Annotated in this window: 22 protein-coding genes; 10 read left to right on the forward strand and 12 right to left on the reverse strand. The window is 64.0% G+C overall.

Annotated features, from left to right (window positions below; all coding sequences use genetic code 11):
• The coding region (locus AC0L20_RS33135) for a hypothetical protein (RefSeq protein ID WP_473294729.1) at positions 1-182 on the forward strand (182 nt) is incomplete at its 5' end.
• Positions 183-262: 80 nt separating this feature from the next.
• On the opposite strand, the gene AC0L20_RS33140 is transcribed toward AC0L20_RS33135, so the two are convergent.
• Both AC0L20_RS33140 and AC0L20_RS33145 read right to left on the reverse strand, forming a co-directional pair.
• A complete protein-coding gene (locus tag AC0L20_RS33140; protein ID WP_473294730.1) occupies positions 263-652 on the reverse strand; it encodes a hypothetical protein in 390 nt (129 codons plus the stop codon).
• A gap of 46 nt (positions 653-698) precedes the next feature.
• Positions 699-893, reverse strand: coding sequence for a hypothetical protein (locus tag AC0L20_RS33145; protein ID WP_473294731.1), 195 nt, complete (start codon positions 891-893; stop codon positions 699-701).
• 47 nt (positions 894-940) lie between these two features.
• Between AC0L20_RS33145 and AC0L20_RS33150 the strand changes: the two genes are divergently transcribed.
• The gene (locus AC0L20_RS33150) at positions 941-1,198 is read left to right on the forward strand and encodes a DUF2798 domain-containing protein (RefSeq protein ID WP_473294732.1); all 258 of its coding nucleotides are present in this window, start codon (positions 941-943) and stop codon (positions 1,196-1,198) included.
• Between the two features lie 49 nt (positions 1,199-1,247).
• Here the strand turns inward: AC0L20_RS33150 and AC0L20_RS33155 are convergent, their stop codons facing one another.
• The 3 genes from AC0L20_RS33155 to AC0L20_RS33165 form a co-directional block, all read right to left on the reverse strand.
• A complete protein-coding gene (locus AC0L20_RS33155) occupies positions 1,248-3,035 on the reverse strand; it encodes a chloride channel protein (RefSeq protein WP_473294733.1) in 1,788 nt (595 codons plus the stop codon).
• 12 nt (positions 3,036-3,047) lie between these two features.
• Positions 3,048-3,701 carry a class II aldolase/adducin family protein gene (locus AC0L20_RS33160; RefSeq protein WP_473294734.1) on the reverse strand — a complete coding sequence of 218 codons (654 nt, stop codon included), beginning with the start codon at positions 3,699-3,701 and terminating at the stop codon, positions 3,048-3,050.
• Between the two features lie 158 nt (positions 3,702-3,859).
• Entirely contained in the window at positions 3,860-4,486 is a 627-nt protein-coding gene (locus AC0L20_RS33165; protein WP_473294735.1) for a MarC family protein, read from the reverse strand.
• A gap of 155 nt (positions 4,487-4,641) precedes the next feature.
• Between AC0L20_RS33165 and AC0L20_RS33170 the strand changes: the two genes are divergently transcribed.
• The 7 genes from AC0L20_RS33170 to AC0L20_RS33200 all read left to right on the forward strand — a co-directional run bounded on the left by AC0L20_RS33170 (position 4,642) and on the right by AC0L20_RS33200 (position 10,862).
• Positions 4,642-5,589, forward strand: a complete 948-nt coding sequence (locus tag AC0L20_RS33170) for a gamma-glutamyl-gamma-aminobutyrate hydrolase family protein (protein ID WP_473294736.1) — start codon at positions 4,642-4,644, stop codon at positions 5,587-5,589.
• A gap of 3 nt (positions 5,590-5,592) precedes the next feature.
• A complete protein-coding gene (locus AC0L20_RS33175) occupies positions 5,593-6,780 on the forward strand; it encodes a carboxylate-amine ligase (protein ID WP_473294737.1) in 1,188 nt (395 codons plus the stop codon).
• A 92-nt stretch (positions 6,781-6,872) separates the two neighbouring features.
• Positions 6,873-7,079, forward strand: coding sequence for a hypothetical protein (locus tag AC0L20_RS33180; protein ID WP_456768828.1), 207 nt, complete (start codon positions 6,873-6,875; stop codon positions 7,077-7,079).
• 103 nt (positions 7,080-7,182) lie between these two features.
• The gene (locus tag AC0L20_RS33185; protein ID WP_473294738.1) at positions 7,183-7,749 is read left to right on the forward strand and encodes a YciE/YciF ferroxidase family protein; all 567 of its coding nucleotides are present in this window, start codon (positions 7,183-7,185) and stop codon (positions 7,747-7,749) included.
• Positions 7,750-7,903: 154 nt separating this feature from the next.
• The gene (locus AC0L20_RS33190) at positions 7,904-8,287 is read left to right on the forward strand and encodes an Hsp20/alpha crystallin family protein (RefSeq protein WP_007601432.1); all 384 of its coding nucleotides are present in this window, start codon (positions 7,904-7,906) and stop codon (positions 8,285-8,287) included.
• A gap of 8 nt (positions 8,288-8,295) precedes the next feature.
• On the forward strand, positions 8,296-10,701 hold the full coding sequence (gene lon / locus AC0L20_RS33195; protein WP_473294739.1) for an endopeptidase La: 2,406 nt from the start codon (positions 8,296-8,298) through the stop codon (positions 10,699-10,701).
• 5 nt (positions 10,702-10,706) lie between these two features.
• On the forward strand, positions 10,707-10,862 hold the full coding sequence (locus AC0L20_RS33200) for a hypothetical protein (protein ID WP_473294740.1): 156 nt from the start codon (positions 10,707-10,709) through the stop codon (positions 10,860-10,862).
• 72 nt (positions 10,863-10,934) lie between these two features.
• On the opposite strand, the gene AC0L20_RS33205 is transcribed toward AC0L20_RS33200, so the two are convergent.
• From AC0L20_RS33205 to AC0L20_RS33215, 3 genes are all read right to left on the reverse strand, one after another.
• Positions 10,935-11,237 (reverse strand): HU family DNA-binding protein, encoded by a 303-nt coding sequence (locus AC0L20_RS33205; protein WP_007601427.1) that lies wholly within the window; start codon positions 11,235-11,237, stop codon positions 10,935-10,937.
• A 470-nt stretch (positions 11,238-11,707) separates the two neighbouring features.
• Positions 11,708-12,940: an acetyl-CoA C-acetyltransferase gene (locus AC0L20_RS33210; protein ID WP_473294741.1), complete on the reverse strand. Its 1,233-nt coding sequence runs from the start codon at positions 12,938-12,940 to the stop codon at positions 11,708-11,710.
• Positions 12,941-13,175: 235 nt separating this feature from the next.
• Positions 13,176-14,639, reverse strand: a complete 1,464-nt coding sequence (locus AC0L20_RS33215; RefSeq protein WP_473294742.1) for a GH1 family beta-glucosidase — start codon at positions 14,637-14,639, stop codon at positions 13,176-13,178.
• A 468-nt stretch (positions 14,640-15,107) separates the two neighbouring features.
• On the opposite strand from AC0L20_RS33215, the gene AC0L20_RS33220 reads away from it, so the two are divergent.
• Positions 15,108-15,314 carry a hypothetical protein gene (locus tag AC0L20_RS33220; RefSeq protein ID WP_473294743.1) on the forward strand — a complete coding sequence of 69 codons (207 nt, stop codon included), beginning with the start codon at positions 15,108-15,110 and terminating at the stop codon, positions 15,312-15,314.
• 27 nt (positions 15,315-15,341) lie between these two features.
• Here AC0L20_RS33220 and AC0L20_RS33225 read toward each other — a convergent pair whose 3' ends face one another.
• The 4 genes from AC0L20_RS33225 to AC0L20_RS33240 all read right to left on the reverse strand — a co-directional run bounded on the left by AC0L20_RS33225 (position 15,342) and on the right by AC0L20_RS33240 (position 16,673).
• Positions 15,342-15,749: a hypothetical protein gene (locus tag AC0L20_RS33225; protein ID WP_473294744.1), complete on the reverse strand. Its 408-nt coding sequence runs from the start codon at positions 15,747-15,749 to the stop codon at positions 15,342-15,344.
• Positions 15,750-15,808: 59 nt separating this feature from the next.
• On the reverse strand, positions 15,809-15,976 hold the full coding sequence (locus AC0L20_RS33230; RefSeq protein WP_473294745.1) for a hypothetical protein: 168 nt from the start codon (positions 15,974-15,976) through the stop codon (positions 15,809-15,811).
• Between the two features lie 167 nt (positions 15,977-16,143).
• Positions 16,144-16,377, reverse strand: coding sequence for a hypothetical protein (locus AC0L20_RS33235; protein ID WP_063995436.1), 234 nt, complete (start codon positions 16,375-16,377; stop codon positions 16,144-16,146).
• Complete coding sequence (locus tag AC0L20_RS33240; RefSeq protein ID WP_007601417.1) at positions 16,374-16,673, reverse strand: hypothetical protein; 300 nt, start codon at positions 16,671-16,673, stop codon at positions 16,374-16,376. The genes AC0L20_RS33235 and AC0L20_RS33240 overlap by 4 nt, the downstream gene beginning before the upstream one ends.
• Positions 16,674-16,739 lie beyond the last annotated feature (66 nt).

The raw sequence follows: 16,739 nt of genomic DNA on the forward strand, positions 1-16,739 counted from the left end.
CTCCTCGCACCCGAACGCTGCCGCGTCCACCGCAAGCCCGGCTCGCGAACGTGACGACCACAAGATCGCCCCTCAAGAATGAGCCGGGATGGACGACACATACGCCAAAACCGAATTTCGGTAAAGTGGAATATTTTTTTCTGGAGAGGATTGACGCGCCCGCGACACAGGTCGCGCAATGAGACGCCTCGCGCAGAAGCAACAAGGGGCAGTGCAAAACACCGCCCCTTGGCGCGAAACGAGACCCAGCGAGGACAGGCGCCTAATACGGCTGATAATAGCCGCGCGGACCATAGTAGGGACCGCCGCCGTAATAGCCCTGGCCGCCGTAGTAAGGACCGGGGCCGTAATTATAGCGGTCCTCGTAGTACTCCTGGCGCCTGCTCTCCGCGATCGCGCCGCCGATCAGACCTGCCGCCACGCCCATGAAGGCAAGGCCTGCTGCGTTCGGACCCCGTCGATAATAGCGATGGCGGCGAGCGGCGCTGAAATCTGTGGCAGCCTGAGCGGCCGGGCCCACGGCAGCGGCCTTGGCGGGCGCGGGCGAGTTGGCAGCCGAAGGCGTGACAGAGGCCGTAATCAGAACAAGACTTGCGAAAGCTGCCAACGCAACGTTGCGGCCGGCTGCAGAAATCATCGGTCCCTTATTCATCTTGACCTTCCCTGTTCTCGCTCAAAGCGACACAATCAAACAAGACTTAATGCGCAAACCACTGAAATGGTTTCAGGATCGCGGCAATCTGCCACGCTTCGAACGTTTGTAAACCGAACGTCCAGATCCAGCTTGAACCATCCAACATGAGCGGATAATGAACAGGCGCACCGTTTTTCGGTCGCCGTAAGCGTTTTACGTGAACCAACGCATCAACCGACGCCGTCGGGATCGATGCCATTCTTGGGTTCACCGTGACTGACGCGTCCTATTCCAAAGAGAAATCAGATGATTGCGGTTCGCAAACTGCCGGCGCGCTATGCGCCGATCGTGATGCCATTTGTGCTGTCCATCCTCATGACGGCCGTGGTGTCGGTCATTTCCACGCTTCGAAGCCTCGGCGCAACGCCGGCGTTTCTCGCGACCTGGCCGGGCGCCTGGGCGCTGTCATGGCTCGTCGCGTTTCCGACGCTGCTGATGGTGCTGCCACTGGTCCGCCGGATCGTGGCGAGCGTCGTTGCGGCTCCTTCCCAACCGGACCGATAGAGGCGCGGACGGCGGCGCATGACGCACGCCGTCCCGCTTCCGCGTGACCTTACGACAGCGCGCCGAGCACGCCGCGCGTCGCCTTATCGATCTCCTCGACATAGCGGCGCCGGGCAAAGGTCTCGGTGAGAAAGCCGACCACCTTGCGGCTGTCGGTGGAATCGACCACCGCCAGCATCTCGGCCTCCGCCTCGTCGAACACCGCCATCGCCGACTTCACGTTCATTTCCGGGATCAGCACGATCTCGGTCAGGCGCGCGAGCTCGATCACCTGGATCTCGTCGGCGATGGTGTCGAGGTCGCCGGAGAACAGGTCGGGCAGCAGGACGAGGCCGACATATTCGTCCGCATTGTTGACGATGACGATCCCGGGCCGCGATCCCAGCACGAATTCGCGACGGACCGCGGCGATCGTCGTGGTCGACGGCACCTTGCCGACATCGGAGCGCATCAGCCGCTCGACGGTGAGGTTGCGCAGCCAGCCGACGTCGTTGGCGCTGCGAATGGTCTCGCCGCGCAGATGCAGGCGCCAGGTCGAGAAGGAGTGGCCGAACATGAAGCGGACGCAGATCGAGGTGACGATGCAGCCGGCCAGCACCACGGCGGTGACGTCGACGTTCCGGGTCATCTCGAGCACGAGGAACGACATGGTCAAGGGACCGCCGACGATGGCGACACCGAGCGTCGCCATGCCGGTCAGCATGGCCACCAACGGATCGATCACGAAGTTCGGGCTGACCACAACCAGCACCGCGGCAAAGAACTTTCCGATCAGGCTCCCGACGAACAGCGAGGCAAAGAACAGCCCGCCGCGGAAGCCGGAGGCGAGCGAGATCAAGCAGGCCGTCACCTTCAAGGCGATGACCAGCGCGATCAGGCCGATCGTCATGTCGTGAAAGAGATCGAGCACCATCGCGCCGTGGCCGGCCGCCAGCACCTGCGGCGTGACAATCGCAAAGCCGCCGACGATGAGGCCGCCGATCACCGGGCGTAGCCAGACCGGCAGCCATTTGAACAGGCGCTCGAACATCGAGGACGAGCGCATCACGGCGATGCCGACGCCGCTGGTGACGAGCGCGAGACCGATCAGCGCCAGATATTGCTCGACGCCGACGGCGCTGACCTTGGGTATTTCAAGCGAGTATGGCGCGCCGCCGAGCCATTGCGCGGTCAGCGCGCCGGCGAGCGAGGCGGCGAGGATCGGCGCGGCGCTGCCGACCGAATAGACGCCGACGATCAGCTCGCAGGCGTAGAAGGCCCCGGTGATCGGCGCACCGAAGGCCGCCGCGATCGCCGCGGCGGCGCCGCAGCCGACGATCAGGCGCAGATCGTTGCGTCGCAGATTGAAGAACTTGCCGAGCAGCGAGGCGATGCCCGAGCCGATCTGGGTATAGCCGGCCTCGAGGCCGACTGAGGCGCCGCAACCGTTCGAGATCAACGTCTGGCTCGACACCACCACGCTGTCGCGCATCGACAGATTGCCGCCACGCAGCGCGTTCGCCTCGATCGGATCGACCGCGCTGGAGAGCTTGAGCCGTCGCCGCCACCACTCCATGATACCGAGCGCCAATCCGCCCAGCGCGGGCGCAATCAGCGCGGCCCAGGGACTGACGCTGGTATTGGCGGACAGACGAACGTCGATGGGAATGCCGTAGATCACCATATGGGCAATCTGCGCAATCTCGGCCATCAGCGTCACGATGGCGCCGGCGAGCGTGCCGATCACCAGCGCAAGCGGGATCAGATAGAATTCGTTGCTGCGCAGCAGCGCCCGCAGCCGAACCATGACGCGGTTCGTCCCCTTGCGGTCGGCGAGATGTCTGATCCGCAGGAACACTTTCTGCCCGCCCTACCCTTCCGACATGCCGTAGCCGGACATGCGCTGGCGGACCCGCTCGATCTCGGCGCTCGACAGCAGCGGCGGCTCTCCGATCTGGAGACAGCCGTGATATTGCTGCGCCAGCGTCTCGACCTCGACGGCGAGCGACATCGCCTTGTCCAACGACTTGCCGATCGCGATCATGCCGTGATGGTCGAGCAGGCAGGCAAGCCGGCCCTCCAGCGCCCGAACGGCATGCTCGGACAGCTCCGCCGTTCCGAAGGTGGCATAGGGCGCGCAGCGAATGCTGTCGCCGCCGGCGGCCGCGATCATGTAGTGCACGGGCGGGATCTCCAGGCCCATGATCGCCAGAATGGTGCAATAGGTCGGATGGGCGTGGACGACAGCGTTGACGTCTGGCCGGGCCTTCAGGATGTCGAGGTGGAAGCGCCACTCGCTGGATGGCTTCTGATCGGGCGCGTGCGAGCCATCCATCGTCATGAACACGATCTGGTCCGGCGTCATCGCGTCGTAGGGCACGCTGGTCGGGGTCACCAGAAGCCCGTCCACATGTCGGACGCTGATATTGCCCGAAGTGCCCTGGTTGATGCCGAGCGCGTTCATGCGGCGGCAGGCGCCGATGATGGCCTGTCTCTTGTCGAGCTCGTCCGCTGTCATCGACATGTCGATTTCCTGACGATGGGCGCCTGTCAGACGGGGAGTACGTCAAGCCATATGGCAGCGCAAGAGAAAGCGGACCGGATCGCGCGCGATCCCGCCAGCCGCTTCATGGCATCATGAAATAAACATGAAAATCAACGCATTAACAGATTGTCGCAGATCTACGGCAAGCTCGCCCGGACCGCCGCGATCCCGTTGATCACGAACTGCACCGAATAGGCTGCGAGCAGCATACCGAGCACGCGCGAGAGGACGGCGTTGCCGGTGCGCCCGAGGCTCCGCGCGATCATGTTCGCGGAGACAAAGCAGAGCGTGCAGAGCAAGCACACGCAGAGCACGACCGCGATGATGATCGCGAGCCTCGGCCCGTAGCCGGCATCGCCCGTCAGGAGCAGCGTGGTTGCGATCGCGCCGGGACCGGCCATCATCGGGATCGCCAGCGGGAATACCGCGACGTCGGAGGCGTGCTCGGAGCTTGCCTTGTCGGCCTCGCGGGCCTCGCGATGCGGACGGTCGCCGAAGATCATCTGGTAGGACACGCCGAACAGCAGCAGCCCGCCGGCGATCTGGAAGGCGGGGATGCCGATCCCGAGCTGGCGCAGCAGCCAGTTTCCGATCAAGGCAATCACCACCAGGATCGCCGCCGCAATCACCGGCGCGCGCAGCGCGATGGTGCGTTTGGTCTTGTCGGGCATGCCTCCGGTCGCGGCGAGAAAGGCGGGCACGAGGCCAACGGGATCGACCACCAGCAGCAACGTGACGAAGGCGGACAGGGAGAAATCAATCATGGCGCCTCTTCCGGTCCGACGGCCCAAGCACGTCGCAATAACAAAAGTTAGTTCAGTGTCGGGTCAAAAAGATCAACGAGCTCAATCGCGAAGCAACCATTCCGCAGGATTGCCGTTTCACTGATCATCGATACGAGCAGAAGCAGCACAGACAATTGCACGAGCCCCGTTCCAGAATTGATCCGCACGATCCCATTTCCTGCAGCCGCTGGGCGCTTCGATTAGGGACAAACGTCAGAGAACTCAAGGCCGCCATTCACCAATTCGGCAGCGCCGCGGACGCAGTCGCCTACGGTCTTCAGCAGTGGCGGCTCACCGCATCCCGAGGCCAGTGGCAAGCCCGCAGCGGCGCGCCGCAGGTCGGCATCCTCTCGGATTCCATCGTTGCGCGCGGCGAGCAGCTTGCCTCCGTCGCCTTGGTCTGCGTCAACGCCGTCGGCCTCGTCGCTGGCGCCGTGCCGCGGGTCTTGCCCGCGGCCCCCGAAGCAGATGTCGATGCGTATCTCGACGGCCTCGACGGCCTCTTCATCGGCGGTGGACAGACCAACGTCCATCCTTCCCGCTACGGACAAACAGCCGACGAAGCGCGCGATGGTCCGTTTGATGAATTCCGCGACGAGGTCGCGCTTCGCCTGATTCCCCGCGCGCTGGCGCGCGGCATTCCCGCCCTGTTCGTCTGCCGCGGAATCCAGGAGCTCAACGTCGCCTTTGGCGGCACGCTGGCGAAGGAGCCAGACGGTTGGCCGGAGGACAAACGCCACGGCACGCCCGAGGCGGACAATGAGGATGCCCGCTATCGGCTGCGGCAAAAAGTGACGCTGCGCAAGAGTGGCGTGTTGCAACAGATCTGCGGCGCAGATGCCATCACGGTCAATTCGCTGCACAGCTTCCTGATCGCCGATCTCGCACCGGGTCTGGTGGCGGAGGCCGTCGCCGAGGACGGCTCGGTCGAGGCCGTCAGCGTCGAAGGCGCGGGCGCTTTTGCGCTCGGCACCCTCTTTCATCCCGATTATTGGGCGAGCTCCGACCATGCGTCGGCCCGCATTCTCTCTGCCTTCGGAGACGCGGTTCGTCAGCATGCGAAGGCGCAAGGGGCAGCGTAGGTCATGCACCGTTATCGCTTCGGCATCGAGGAGGAATATTTTCTGGTCAACCGCCAATCGGCGGCACCGAAGTCCGAGCTGCCCAAATCCTATATGGCAGCGGCCCAGAAACGCCTCGGGGAGCGGCTGACCACCGAGATCCTGCAATCGCAGATCGAAGTGGCGACGCCGCCATTGGCGACTTCAGCCGATGCCATCGCCGAGCTCGCGCACTACCGCGCGGTTCTGGCTGAGGTCGGCAAGGAGCACGGGGTCGGTATCGTCGCGGCGGGGACGCATCCGTTGGCTCAACCCCAGCAGCAGCGCATGACGCGCAAGCGCCGCTACAGCAAGGTCATCAACGACCTCGGGATGGTTGGTCTGGGCAACCCGATCAGCGGGCTGCACGTCCACGTCGAGGTGCCCGAGCCGGACCACCGGGTCGAGATCATGCACCGCCTGGTCCCGTTCCTGCCGCTGCTGCTGGCGCTGTCGACCTCGTCGCCGTTCTGGTGCGGCTACCCCACCGGATTGCTCGGCTACCGCAATGCCGCAAATGACGCCCTGCCCCGGACCGGCTTTCCCGAGATGTTTCGCAACCTCGCGGAATACGAGACCTATGTAAGAACCCTGGTCGATGCAGGCATCGTCCCCAATGCCACCTATGTGTGGTGGGCGCTCCGGCCTTCGCTCCAACATCCGACCCTGGAGCTGCGCATCACTGACTGCTGCACGGCAATTGCGGACTCGGTGGCGATAGCGGCGCTGTTTCGCGCGCTGGTCAGGCACGCCGTGCACCATCCGGATCTGAACGCCACCCATTCGGCCGTGCACCGCGCATTGATCGAGGAGAACCGCTGGCGTGCCCAGCGCTACGGAACCGACGGGACCTATATCGATCTGGTGTCGTTCGAGCCGGTCTCGTTCAGGACCTGGCTCGAGACGGTGATCGCCATGCTGGCGCCCGACATCGCGCATCTTCGCATCGAGGACGATATCCAGCATCTCAAGACCATCCCCAAGCGCGGCACGTCGGCCCATCTTCAACTGGAATATTTCCGGGGCTTGAGGAAGTTCGGCCGATCGCCGCGGGAAGCGATCGGCGACGTGACGAAATGGCTGCGGACCTCGACCGAGGCCGGTGACTTCACCGCTCGGGCGGGCGAGCCGAAAGGGACAGCGGTGCGGCAGCCTGCCGCCAATCCCGTGTGAGGCGTCGCATGCGACGAGGGCTGGTTGAGGAACGACCTTCCGCCATCCGACTTAGCAGACCATGACCGCAAGGGACATGGTGGAGATCATCTATGAGCGACAGCGGAGTTAGCATGTTGCTGGGCCACGCCTCGAGCCAGATGCTTTGGCTCTGGTTCATCGGCGCGTTCGTGCTCGGCGGCGCCCTCGTCTACGGCGTCATGAAGGCCGGTCACCTCCGTCGCAGCGAGCGCGCACGCCTCGATCGCGCGACGGAAGCGCGACAGCGGCAGGACGATCCGTATAAACGGCCGGGTTAATCCACACTGCGTTGCATATTGGGAACCTTTGGCCGCGCAGAGTCTTGATCGCCCGAGGATAGAGGAAGGCGGGGCCTTCCCGTTCACCTCGACAGGAGGATGTATGGCCAAGAAAGCAAAGAAGCGCACAACCAAGAAATCGTCGACGGGCCGCGCCCGTCAGGCGCCGAAAATGTTGAGCGACCTATTCCTGGAGACGCTCAAGGACATCTATTTCGCCGAGAATAAGATCATCAAGACCTTGCCCAAGATGGCCAAGGCCGCCAACTCGAAGGAGCTCGCGGCGGCTTTCAACAAGCATCTGCGCGAGACCCAGGGCCAGGTCAAACGTCTGGACCAGATCTTCAAGATGTTGGGCAAGCCGGCCCGCGGCAAGCCTTGCGAAGCGATCAACGGCATCACCGACGAAGGCGCCGAGATCATGAAGGAGTTCAAGAACGCTCCTGCGCTCGACGCCGGTCTGCTTGCAGCCGCGCAGGCGGTCGAGCACTACGAAATCTCCCGCTACGGCACGCTGCGCACCTGGGCCGAGGAGCTCGGCATGCAGGACGCCGCAAGGCTGCTGCAGGCGACGCTGGACGAGGAAGAGGCGACCGATCACATCCTGACCGAGCTCGCGACGTCCGTGATCAACCTCGAGGCGGAAGAGGAATACCGCCAGGCGGCCTGAGCCCCACGTGGCGTGACGACGAAACGCCGCGGCCGGAAGGCTGCGGCGCTCGTGTTTTCGGATCGCACGATCCGCATGGCACCTGCGCGCCGCCGGGCTGGAATTCTCGGGAACTGGCCCCATATTCAGCGTTCCCCACCGCCGAGCCCGCATCATGCAACCCAAAAATCCCCTCGACTGGATGCTGTCCGAAGCCCTGGACTCGCTGACCCGCGCCGAACGGCTGCGCCAGCAGTTCGGCCGCCAGGAAGCCTGCTGGGAGCCTCCGATCGACGTGCTCGAAACCGAGCATGAGCTCCTGATCCTGGTCGCGCTTCCCGGCGTCAATCCCGACAATGTCGAGACTGTCATCCATGACGGCGTGCTCGTCATCTCCGGCCAGCGCACCCTTCCGCCGGAGCTTCGCAACGCCCGCATCCACCGGCTCGAACTGCCGCAGGGGCGTTTTGAGCGCCGCATTGCATTGCCCGTTGGCCGCTACGCCATCAGCCGCTTCGTGATGGACGGCTGCGTCGCGCTGCGCCTCGCCAAATCCTGAGGTCGATCATGGCCACCGAACCAATGAATACCGCACCGACCAATTCCCAGAGCAATTCCGACGTGAAGATTCCCGAAGACGCGCTGATCATCATTCCCGTGCGCGAGATGGTGCTGTTCCCCGGCGCCATCGCGCCGATCGCGATCGCGCGGCCGAAGTCCGTCGCCGCCGCGCAACAGGCGTTGCGCGAGCAGCGGCCGGTCGGCATCGTCCTGCAACGCAGCCCCGAGACCGAGGAGCCCGGACCGGACGACCTCTATCGGGTCGCGACCATCGCCAACATCGTGCGCTACATCACCGCGCCCGACGGCACCCATCACATCGTCTGCCAGGGCGTGCAGCGCGCGCGCATCCTCGACTTCCTGCCGGGGACGCCGTTCCCCGCCGCGCGGATCCAGCAGATTCCGGAGCCGACCACGAGCACGCCCGAGATCGAGGCCCGCGGGCTGAACCTGCAGCGCCAGGCCATCGAGGCGATCGAGCTGCTGCCGCAGGCGCCGCCCGAGCTGATCGCGATGTTCCAGGGCACCACTGCGCCCGGTGCGCTGGCGGACCTGGCGACCTCGTTCATGGACATCAAGCCGCAGGACAAGCAGGAGGTGCTGGAGACCATCGACCTCGCCCTGCGCGTCGAGAAGGTGTCGAAGCATCTGGCCGAACGGCTGGAGGTGCTGCGCATCAGCAACGAGATCGGCCAGCAGACCCGCGCCAGCTTCGACGAGCGGCAGCGCGAGGCGATCCTGCGCGAGCAGATGGCGACCATCCAGCGCCAGCTCGGCGAAGGTGACGGCAAGGCGGCCGAGGTCGCCGAGCTGACCGCTGCCATCGCCAAGGCCAACATGCCGCCCGAGGCCGATGCACATGCGAAGAAGGAGCTGCGCCGCTACGAGCGCATGCCGGAGGCCGCCGGCGAAGCCGGCATGGTCCGCACTTACCTGGACTGGCTGATCGAGCTGCCGTGGGCGCTGCCCGCGGAGAAGCCGATCGACATCAAGGAAGCGCGCCGCATTCTTGATGCCGATCACTTCGGCCTGGAGAAGATCAAGAGCCGGATCATCGAATATCTGGCGGTGCGCAAGCTGGCGCCGCAGGGCAAGGCGCCCATCCTGTGCTTCGTCGGACCGCCCGGCGTCGGCAAGACCTCGCTCGGCCAATCCATCGCACGCGCGATGGACCGTCCCTTCGTGCGCGTCAGCCTCGGCGGCGTGCATGACGAGGCCGAGATCCGCGGCCATCGGCGCACCTATATCGGCGCGCTGCCCGGCAACATCATCCAGGGCATCAAGAAGGCCGGCACGCGGAACTGCGTCATGATGCTGGACGAGATCGACAAGATGGGTCGCGGCGTGCAGGGCGATCCTTCCGCAGCGATGCTGGAGGTGCTCGACCCCGAGCAGAACGGGACGTTCCGGGATAATTACCTGGGCGTGCCCTTCGACCTGTCGCGCGTGGTGTTCATCGCGACCGCCAACATGCTGGACCAGATCCCGGGTCCGCTGCTGGATCGCATGGAGCTGATCAGCCTCACCGGCTACACCCAGGAAGAGAAGCTGGAGATCGCGAAGCGCTATCTGGTGCGGCGGCAGCTCGAGGCCAACGGCTTGACGCCGGAGCAAGCCGAGATCGAGCCGGAGGCGCTGAAGCTGGTGGTCAAGGGCTACACCCGCGAAGCCGGCGTGCGTAACCTCGAGCGCGAGATCGGAAAGCTGTTCCGCCATGCTGCCGTGCAGGTGGCCGAAGGCACCGCCGTAAGGGTCGTCGTGACGCCGAAGGATATCGGCACCGTGCTCGGCCAGCCGCGCTTCGAAGGTGAGATCGCACAGCGCACCAGCATTCCAGGCGTGGCCACCGGCCTTGCCTGGACGCCGGTCGGCGGCGACATCCTGTTCATCGAGGCGTCGCGGGTATCCGGCCGTGGCGGCATGATCCTGACCGGCCAGCTCGGCGAGGTCATGCGCGAGAGCGTGCAGGCTGCGATGACGCTGGTGAAGAGCAAGGCCACGCAGCTCGGCATCGATCCGCAGCTGTTCGAAAAGAGCGACATCCACGTTCACGTGCCCGCAGGCGCGACCCCGAAGGACGGGCCGAGCGCGGGCGTTGCGATGTTCACGGCGCTGACGTCCCTGCTCACCAATCGCACGGTGCGCAGCGACACCGCCATGACCGGCGAGATCTCGCTGCGCGGCCTGGTGCTGCCGGTCGGTGGCATCAAGGAGAAGGTGGTGGCGGCTGCGGCCGCGGGCCTGAAGCGGGTAATGCTGCCGGCGCGCAACAAGCGGGACTACGACGACATCCCGCAGAGCGCGCGGGACAGCCTCGAATTCATCTGGCTGGAGCGCGTCGACGAGGCTATCGCCGCGGCGCTCGAGCCGGCCGAGGCCCAAGCCGAGGCCAAGGTCGAAGCGGCGGAGTGAATGCGATGAAGAAACTGCTGGAAAAAGCGAAGCAATCGCGGACAACGCAACGGCTGCGCCAGTTGCTCGATCGCGCCATCGACGGGGTTCGTGATGCGCTGGCGGCATCAGGACCGCGGCTTCAGCCGGTCCCGGTCCGCGCGAAGCGCCGCAAGGGTTGAGCCCTCCGTCTCAAGTCCTCGCGACAGCCCCGAACAAAAGGCCCCCTCCTACGCGAGGGGGCCTTTGCGTTGTTAGCCCACGGCGTCCTTGGCGGCCTTGACCGGACGGGCGCGGACGATCTTCCGGGCCGGCTTGGCCTTGAACATCATCTCTTCGCCCGTGAACGGGTTGGTGCCCTTGCGCGCCTTGGTCGCGGGCTTCTTGATGACCACGAACTTGGCGAAGCCCGGCACCAGGAACAGGCCGTTCTTCTTGAGCTCCTTGTGGCCGACGTCGGTCAGCGTCTCCATGACGCTCTTGACGTCACGCTTGGAAAGCTCGGTGGTGGTCGCGATCTTTTCGATCAGCTGCGATTTCGACATTTGGGTGGCCATCGTGTCTCCTCTGATTCGTTGACGGCTGCATATTAGACCAACCGGTGAAGGCCTATAGCCTTCTGCACAGTTTTGTCGGGGTTTTACGGGCTTTTTTGGCCCTCTGTGGCAAAAAACCCTGCTTTTTAGCCACTTCCGGAGCGGGAGAAGCCTTAGGCAGCGGATTTTACCTTGTTTCAAAGGCCCGCACGCAGCCTTGCTAAAGCTGATTCGATGCTTTCGACAAGCGACGACCGGCCTCTTTGTCGGAGTCCGGTCGCGATTCACCCTGGAAAATAAGACTAGATCATCTCGTTGTGTGTTTCTCCCTCGCCCCGTTCTTACGGGGAGAGGGTTGGGGTGAGGGGCTCTCTCCCCGCATCAGATCGACGATATACCTGTACCCCCTCACCCGGATCGCACCGGCGATGCCCCGCATCGCCGAGGCGATCCGACCTCTCCCCGCAAGCGGGGAGAGGTTAGAAGAAAGCCTAGATACGTTCGATGATGACGGCCGGGGCCATGCCACCGGCCGCGCACATGGTGACGAGACCGCGCTTCAAGTCGCGCCGTTCGAGCTCGTCGAGCACGGTGCCGATCAGGATCGAACCGGTGGCGCCGATGGGGTGGCCGAGTGCGATCGAGCCGCCATTGACGTTGACCCTGGCGCGGTCGAGCTTGAGGTCGCGGATGTATTTTTCCGCAACCACGGCAAAGGCCTCATTGATCTCGAACAGGTCGATGTCGTCGATGGTCAGCCCCGCCTTCGCCAGCACCTTGCGCGTCGCCGGCACCGGCGCGTTCAGCATCAAGGTCGGCGAGTCTCCCATGTTGGCCATCGCGACCACGCGGGCGCGCGGCTTCAGGCCATGCGCCTTGGCATAAGCCGGCGACGCCAGCAGGATCGCGGCGGCGCCGTCGACGACCCCGGACGAATTGCCGGCGTGGTGCATGAAGTCGATCTCGAGCTCGGGGTACTTCTGCAGGATCAGGCCGCGATAGGTCGTGCCCTTGTCGTCGAGCGCATGGTCGGCGACCGCGGGGAATGCGGGCTTCAACGCGCTCAGCCCTTCCATCGTGGTCTGCGGTCGCGGATATTCTTCATGGTCGAGCGCGAGGCTGCCGTCCTCGCGATGCACCGGAACGAGGCTGTTCCTGAAGTGGCCGTTCGCGATCGCATGCGCGGCACGCTTCTGGCTTTCGAGGCCGAGCGCGTCGACGTCCCTTCGCGTGATGCCTTCCAGCGTCGCGATCGCGTCGGCGCAGACGCCCTGATGCGACTGCGGATGCCGCGCACGCAGGCGCAGATTGCCATTGTCCATCATCATCGGGCCACCGCCGCGACGTCCTTCCATCGACATCATCTCGCAGCCGCCGGCGACGACGAGGTCCTCCGTGCCCGACATGATCGAGCTTGCGGCCATGTTGACGCTGGTGATGCCGGAGCCGCAGAAGCGGTCGAGCGTCACGGCACTCGCGCGCACGTCGTAGCCGGCATCCAGCGCCGACATGCGGCCGAGATCGCCGCCTTGCGTTGCGACCTGTGCGCTGCAGCCCCAGATGATGTCGTCGACATCGGCGGTGTCGATGCCGGTGCGCGTCGCGAGCGCGCGCAGCACGGCTGCTCCCAGCTGCTGCGGATGAATGCCCGAGAGCGCGCCCTTGCCGGCCTTGCCGACGCCGCGCGGGGTCCGGCAGGCATCGATGATGAGTGCGTCGGTCATTGGCGTATCCTCTTGTTATGAGTGGTTGAGGACGGTTTTGAATAAGGCAGAGAGTGGAGTCAATGCGCGGCGCTGCACTCCCTCTCCCCGTTCTTACGGGGAGAGGGTTGCGGTGAGGGGCTGCCTCAACAAAGACGGTGACAGACGGACTCGCGGAGACTCCCCCTCACCCGGATTTTCCGCTGCGCGTAAAATCCGGCCTCTCCCCGCAAGCGGGGGAGGCGAAGAGACGCCGCTACGCCCCCGCCGCGTTCTTCGCGATCACGTTGCGATAGAAGCTGGCGCTGAGTTTCGGCGTACGCACCTGGGTGTCGAAATTGACGTGGTAGAGCCCAAAGCGCTTGTTGAGCCCGAACACCCATTCGAAATTGTCCATCAGGCTCCAGAGGAAATAGCCGCGCACCGGCACGCCTTCGGCGGTGGCGCGCTGGAGCTGAGCGAGGTAGTTGCGCAGATACATGATGCGGTCGGTGTCGTAGATCTTGCCGTCGGGCGTCACGACGTCGTCGCCGGAGGTGCCGTTCTCGCTGATATAGATCGCGTCCGTCTTCCAGATCTTCGCCGCCAGCTTCGGCACCCAGTAGATCGTCTCGGGACCGATGCGCAGCCAGTCCGAATTCATGTGCGGGAACGATTTCGGGATCGGCAGCGGCATGAAGCCCGCGCCCTGGTCGGACGCCACCACGTAGTTCTGCGGCGCGTAGATGTTGAGGCCGAGGAAATCGACCGGCGAAGATATGATCTTCAGCTCGGCATCGGTGTATTTCGGCGCGTCGCGCCCGGCGAACTTCAGGAAGGCGTCGGTGTACTGGCCCGTCATGATGACGTTGAGATAGCCGGCGTTCATCTCGCGCAGCGCGATCTCGGCGGCACGGACGTTCTCCGGCGTGTCGATCGCGGGGGCGCAGGCATCGATGTTCTCGGCCGGCCCCACCCTGGTGCCGCGGCGGCCATGGGCGCGGACCGCCTGCACCGCGAGCCCGTGCGCGAGCGCGCTGTTGTGCCTGATCTGGTTGACCTCGGCTTGCGGCAGCGTCACGCCGGGCGCGTCGATGCCGATGCCGTAGCCGAAATGGACGAACCGACCGCTCTCGTTCAGTGTGAATACGTTCTTGACGCGATCGGTCAGGTGCCCGGCGACATAGGCCGCGTAATCACCGAAGATCTTGCAGGTCTCCGTCGACCGCCAGCCGCCAAACCGGTCCTGGAGCGATTGCGGCAGGTCCCAATGATAGAGCGTCAGCCACGGCTCGATGCCGTTCTTGAGGAGTTCGTCGACCAGGCGATTGTAGAAGTCGAGCCCCTTCGGGTTGGGTTTGCCATCGCCGTCCGGAAACAGCCGCGGCCAGGCTACCGAGAAGCGATAGGCCTTGCAGCCGAGCTCCCTGATGAGCGCGATGTCTTCCTTGTAGCGGTGATAGTGCTCGTTGGCGCGATCGCCGGTCGAGCCGTCCTCGATCTTGCCGGGGATGCGGACGAACTTGTCCCAGATCGAGGCCCCTCGCCCGTCCTCGTTGACGGCGCCCTCGACCTGATAGGACGAGGTCGCCGTGCCCCAGACAAAGCCCGCCGGAAAGCCGTACACGCTCCGCGGCGGCGATGCGGGCTTGGCGTTCGCGACCTCAAGAGGATTGGCGATTCCGGCTGCGGACAATCCTGCCAGCGTGGCGAACTGGCGACGCGAGACCTTGTCCGACATTGATAGTGCTCCGGTGATGCTCTTGCGGCGGCACCATGGCGAATCGCGGGTCGTTTGAGAAGCGGGCGAGCCGAGGGCCGAGGATGCAGGATTGCAGAATGCGACAAAGTTGTCCGAAAGGGGCCACGGCAATTGTCGGCAGAGCTACTCCAAAGCCGAAATACCAGCCCAATCCGGCGAGGAAGTTGTCAGTTCCTCTCGAAACGAGGGCCCGTAGGCTCACAGAATGCCATAAACCGCTCGGAAATTACGACCAAAGTTCGCAAATATGGGATATGGTGCAACCATCGCCGCTCCGCTCTGGGCGATTGTCTGTCTGCACCGGTCAACCAAGAGAACGACTGACTTATGACGCGGTTTGACCGCATCAGACTGTGGTCACCTCTTCCGCTGGACCCAAGTGCCTGTCCTGCCAGGGATACAACGACTGACCCCGCGTCAGAGCCACTGTGAATTCGAGGTAGATCTATGTCGTATGCCTACAAGCTGAATGAAGACGTTCGCCACCAGCCCCAAGGCCCACAAGGACGTGCCGCAACCGAGCCAGCGATGATTTATACCATCGTCCAGCATATGCCCATCGAGGCCGATGGACGTCTCCGATACCGCATCAAGTGCAAGTCGGAGAAAATCGAGCGAGTCGTCACGGAAGATCAGCTTTCGTATTCGCAGTGAACTGCTCGATGACGGGGGCTCCCTCGCTCAGCGCGAGCGCTTCGGCAACTTTGGCAGCTTGTCGGGATTGAACGGCGGCATCTGCCGGCTTCTTTCAGGTGCGGGCGCCTGCTGTTCCGTCAGTATCAGCGTACCCTGAAGGATCATTCCCGGCACTTGCGCTGCCGTCGCCATGTAAGTCGCGACCTTGCCCGGGCAGTTTCCCTCGATATCCAGCGTGAGCTCATCGTCGACGCCGAACACCGTTGCGCGTCCGTCAGTATGGCGCTTCGTCGATACGGTGGCGGTGAAGCGATCGCCGTCGACCTTGCAAGAGCCGTGATAGGTCATCAGGCTGTCGCAGCCCCAGATCTGTCCGTCCGCGATATGGACGATCCCGGTCCCCTGATCGAGCGGCGTCTTGTACCACGCCGCATAGGTGCCGTCCTTCAACATGGGAGCAGTCTCCCGGTATTCCCTCGCGCATCATCGACACGATCAGCGCTAACAAAGCGTTAATCGCGCCGCCCGTGCCAATCCGGGCTATCCCTGCGCAGCTCGGCTTCCAGGTCTTCAATGATGCTGTGAAGCAGACACGCGGCAAGTGGATCGGTCACTTCGCGCTCCAAACGCCTGTAACGCGCGATCTGGAATTCCTGCTCTCTCAACTGATGCTCTGTCATCGGACGGTCCCTCCGACAGATCGACGCCGATACAGCCAATTCGTTTCGTTACAATTTTAGGATCATTCGCTATGGTTTCCGATCGGTAAAAACAGCGCGACCCCAAGCTTCGCCGGCGCGCGGGATCATCGGACCTTCGAAGGTCGATACGCCGACATGCGCCGCTGTTACGGCACATCACCGCTTCTCCGACTCTCGCCGATGCTGTGCGGCTTGTTGAGGAAGAACTCCCGGTTACCGAGAGCCGCTTCCGCGTACTGATCAATCGCAACCTGGATGGCCTCGATGTGCATGCGGCACCAACCCTCCAGACAGGACAGGCGCCGCGCATGATGAAGCGCCTTCAGAAATTCCGGCGGCTCCTGCATGTCGGAGAAGTAGGTCGGCCTCTCCCCCTTCATGCCCGTGCCATCTCTCGCGGCGGAACAAGACGGCGCTTCTCGACACCGACGCGCGATGGCATCGGCCGACGGCGGGGAACGAAGAGGCTGGCGACGACGATTGGGTCCGTGTCTCCCAGCGCGGCCCGCTCCTGAACGAGCCCGCTCATCACCGTGCGCATCTTCATGACTTCGCCTGCGACGAAGCTGCAGTCCTCGTCCCTGTTGATCTGCTCATGCATGATCGCCTCGGCCTCACGCATGCTGACGCGTAACGCCCTGATGATCCTGCGAATTTCGTTGATGCGGTTGTCCATGGCTCGCTCCCTTGGCTGGACGAGCAGCATAAGAACAAAACATGAACAATGAGTCAATCGGCTTGA

It is taken from the genome of Bradyrhizobium sp. Kon58 (assembly GCF_055807455.1).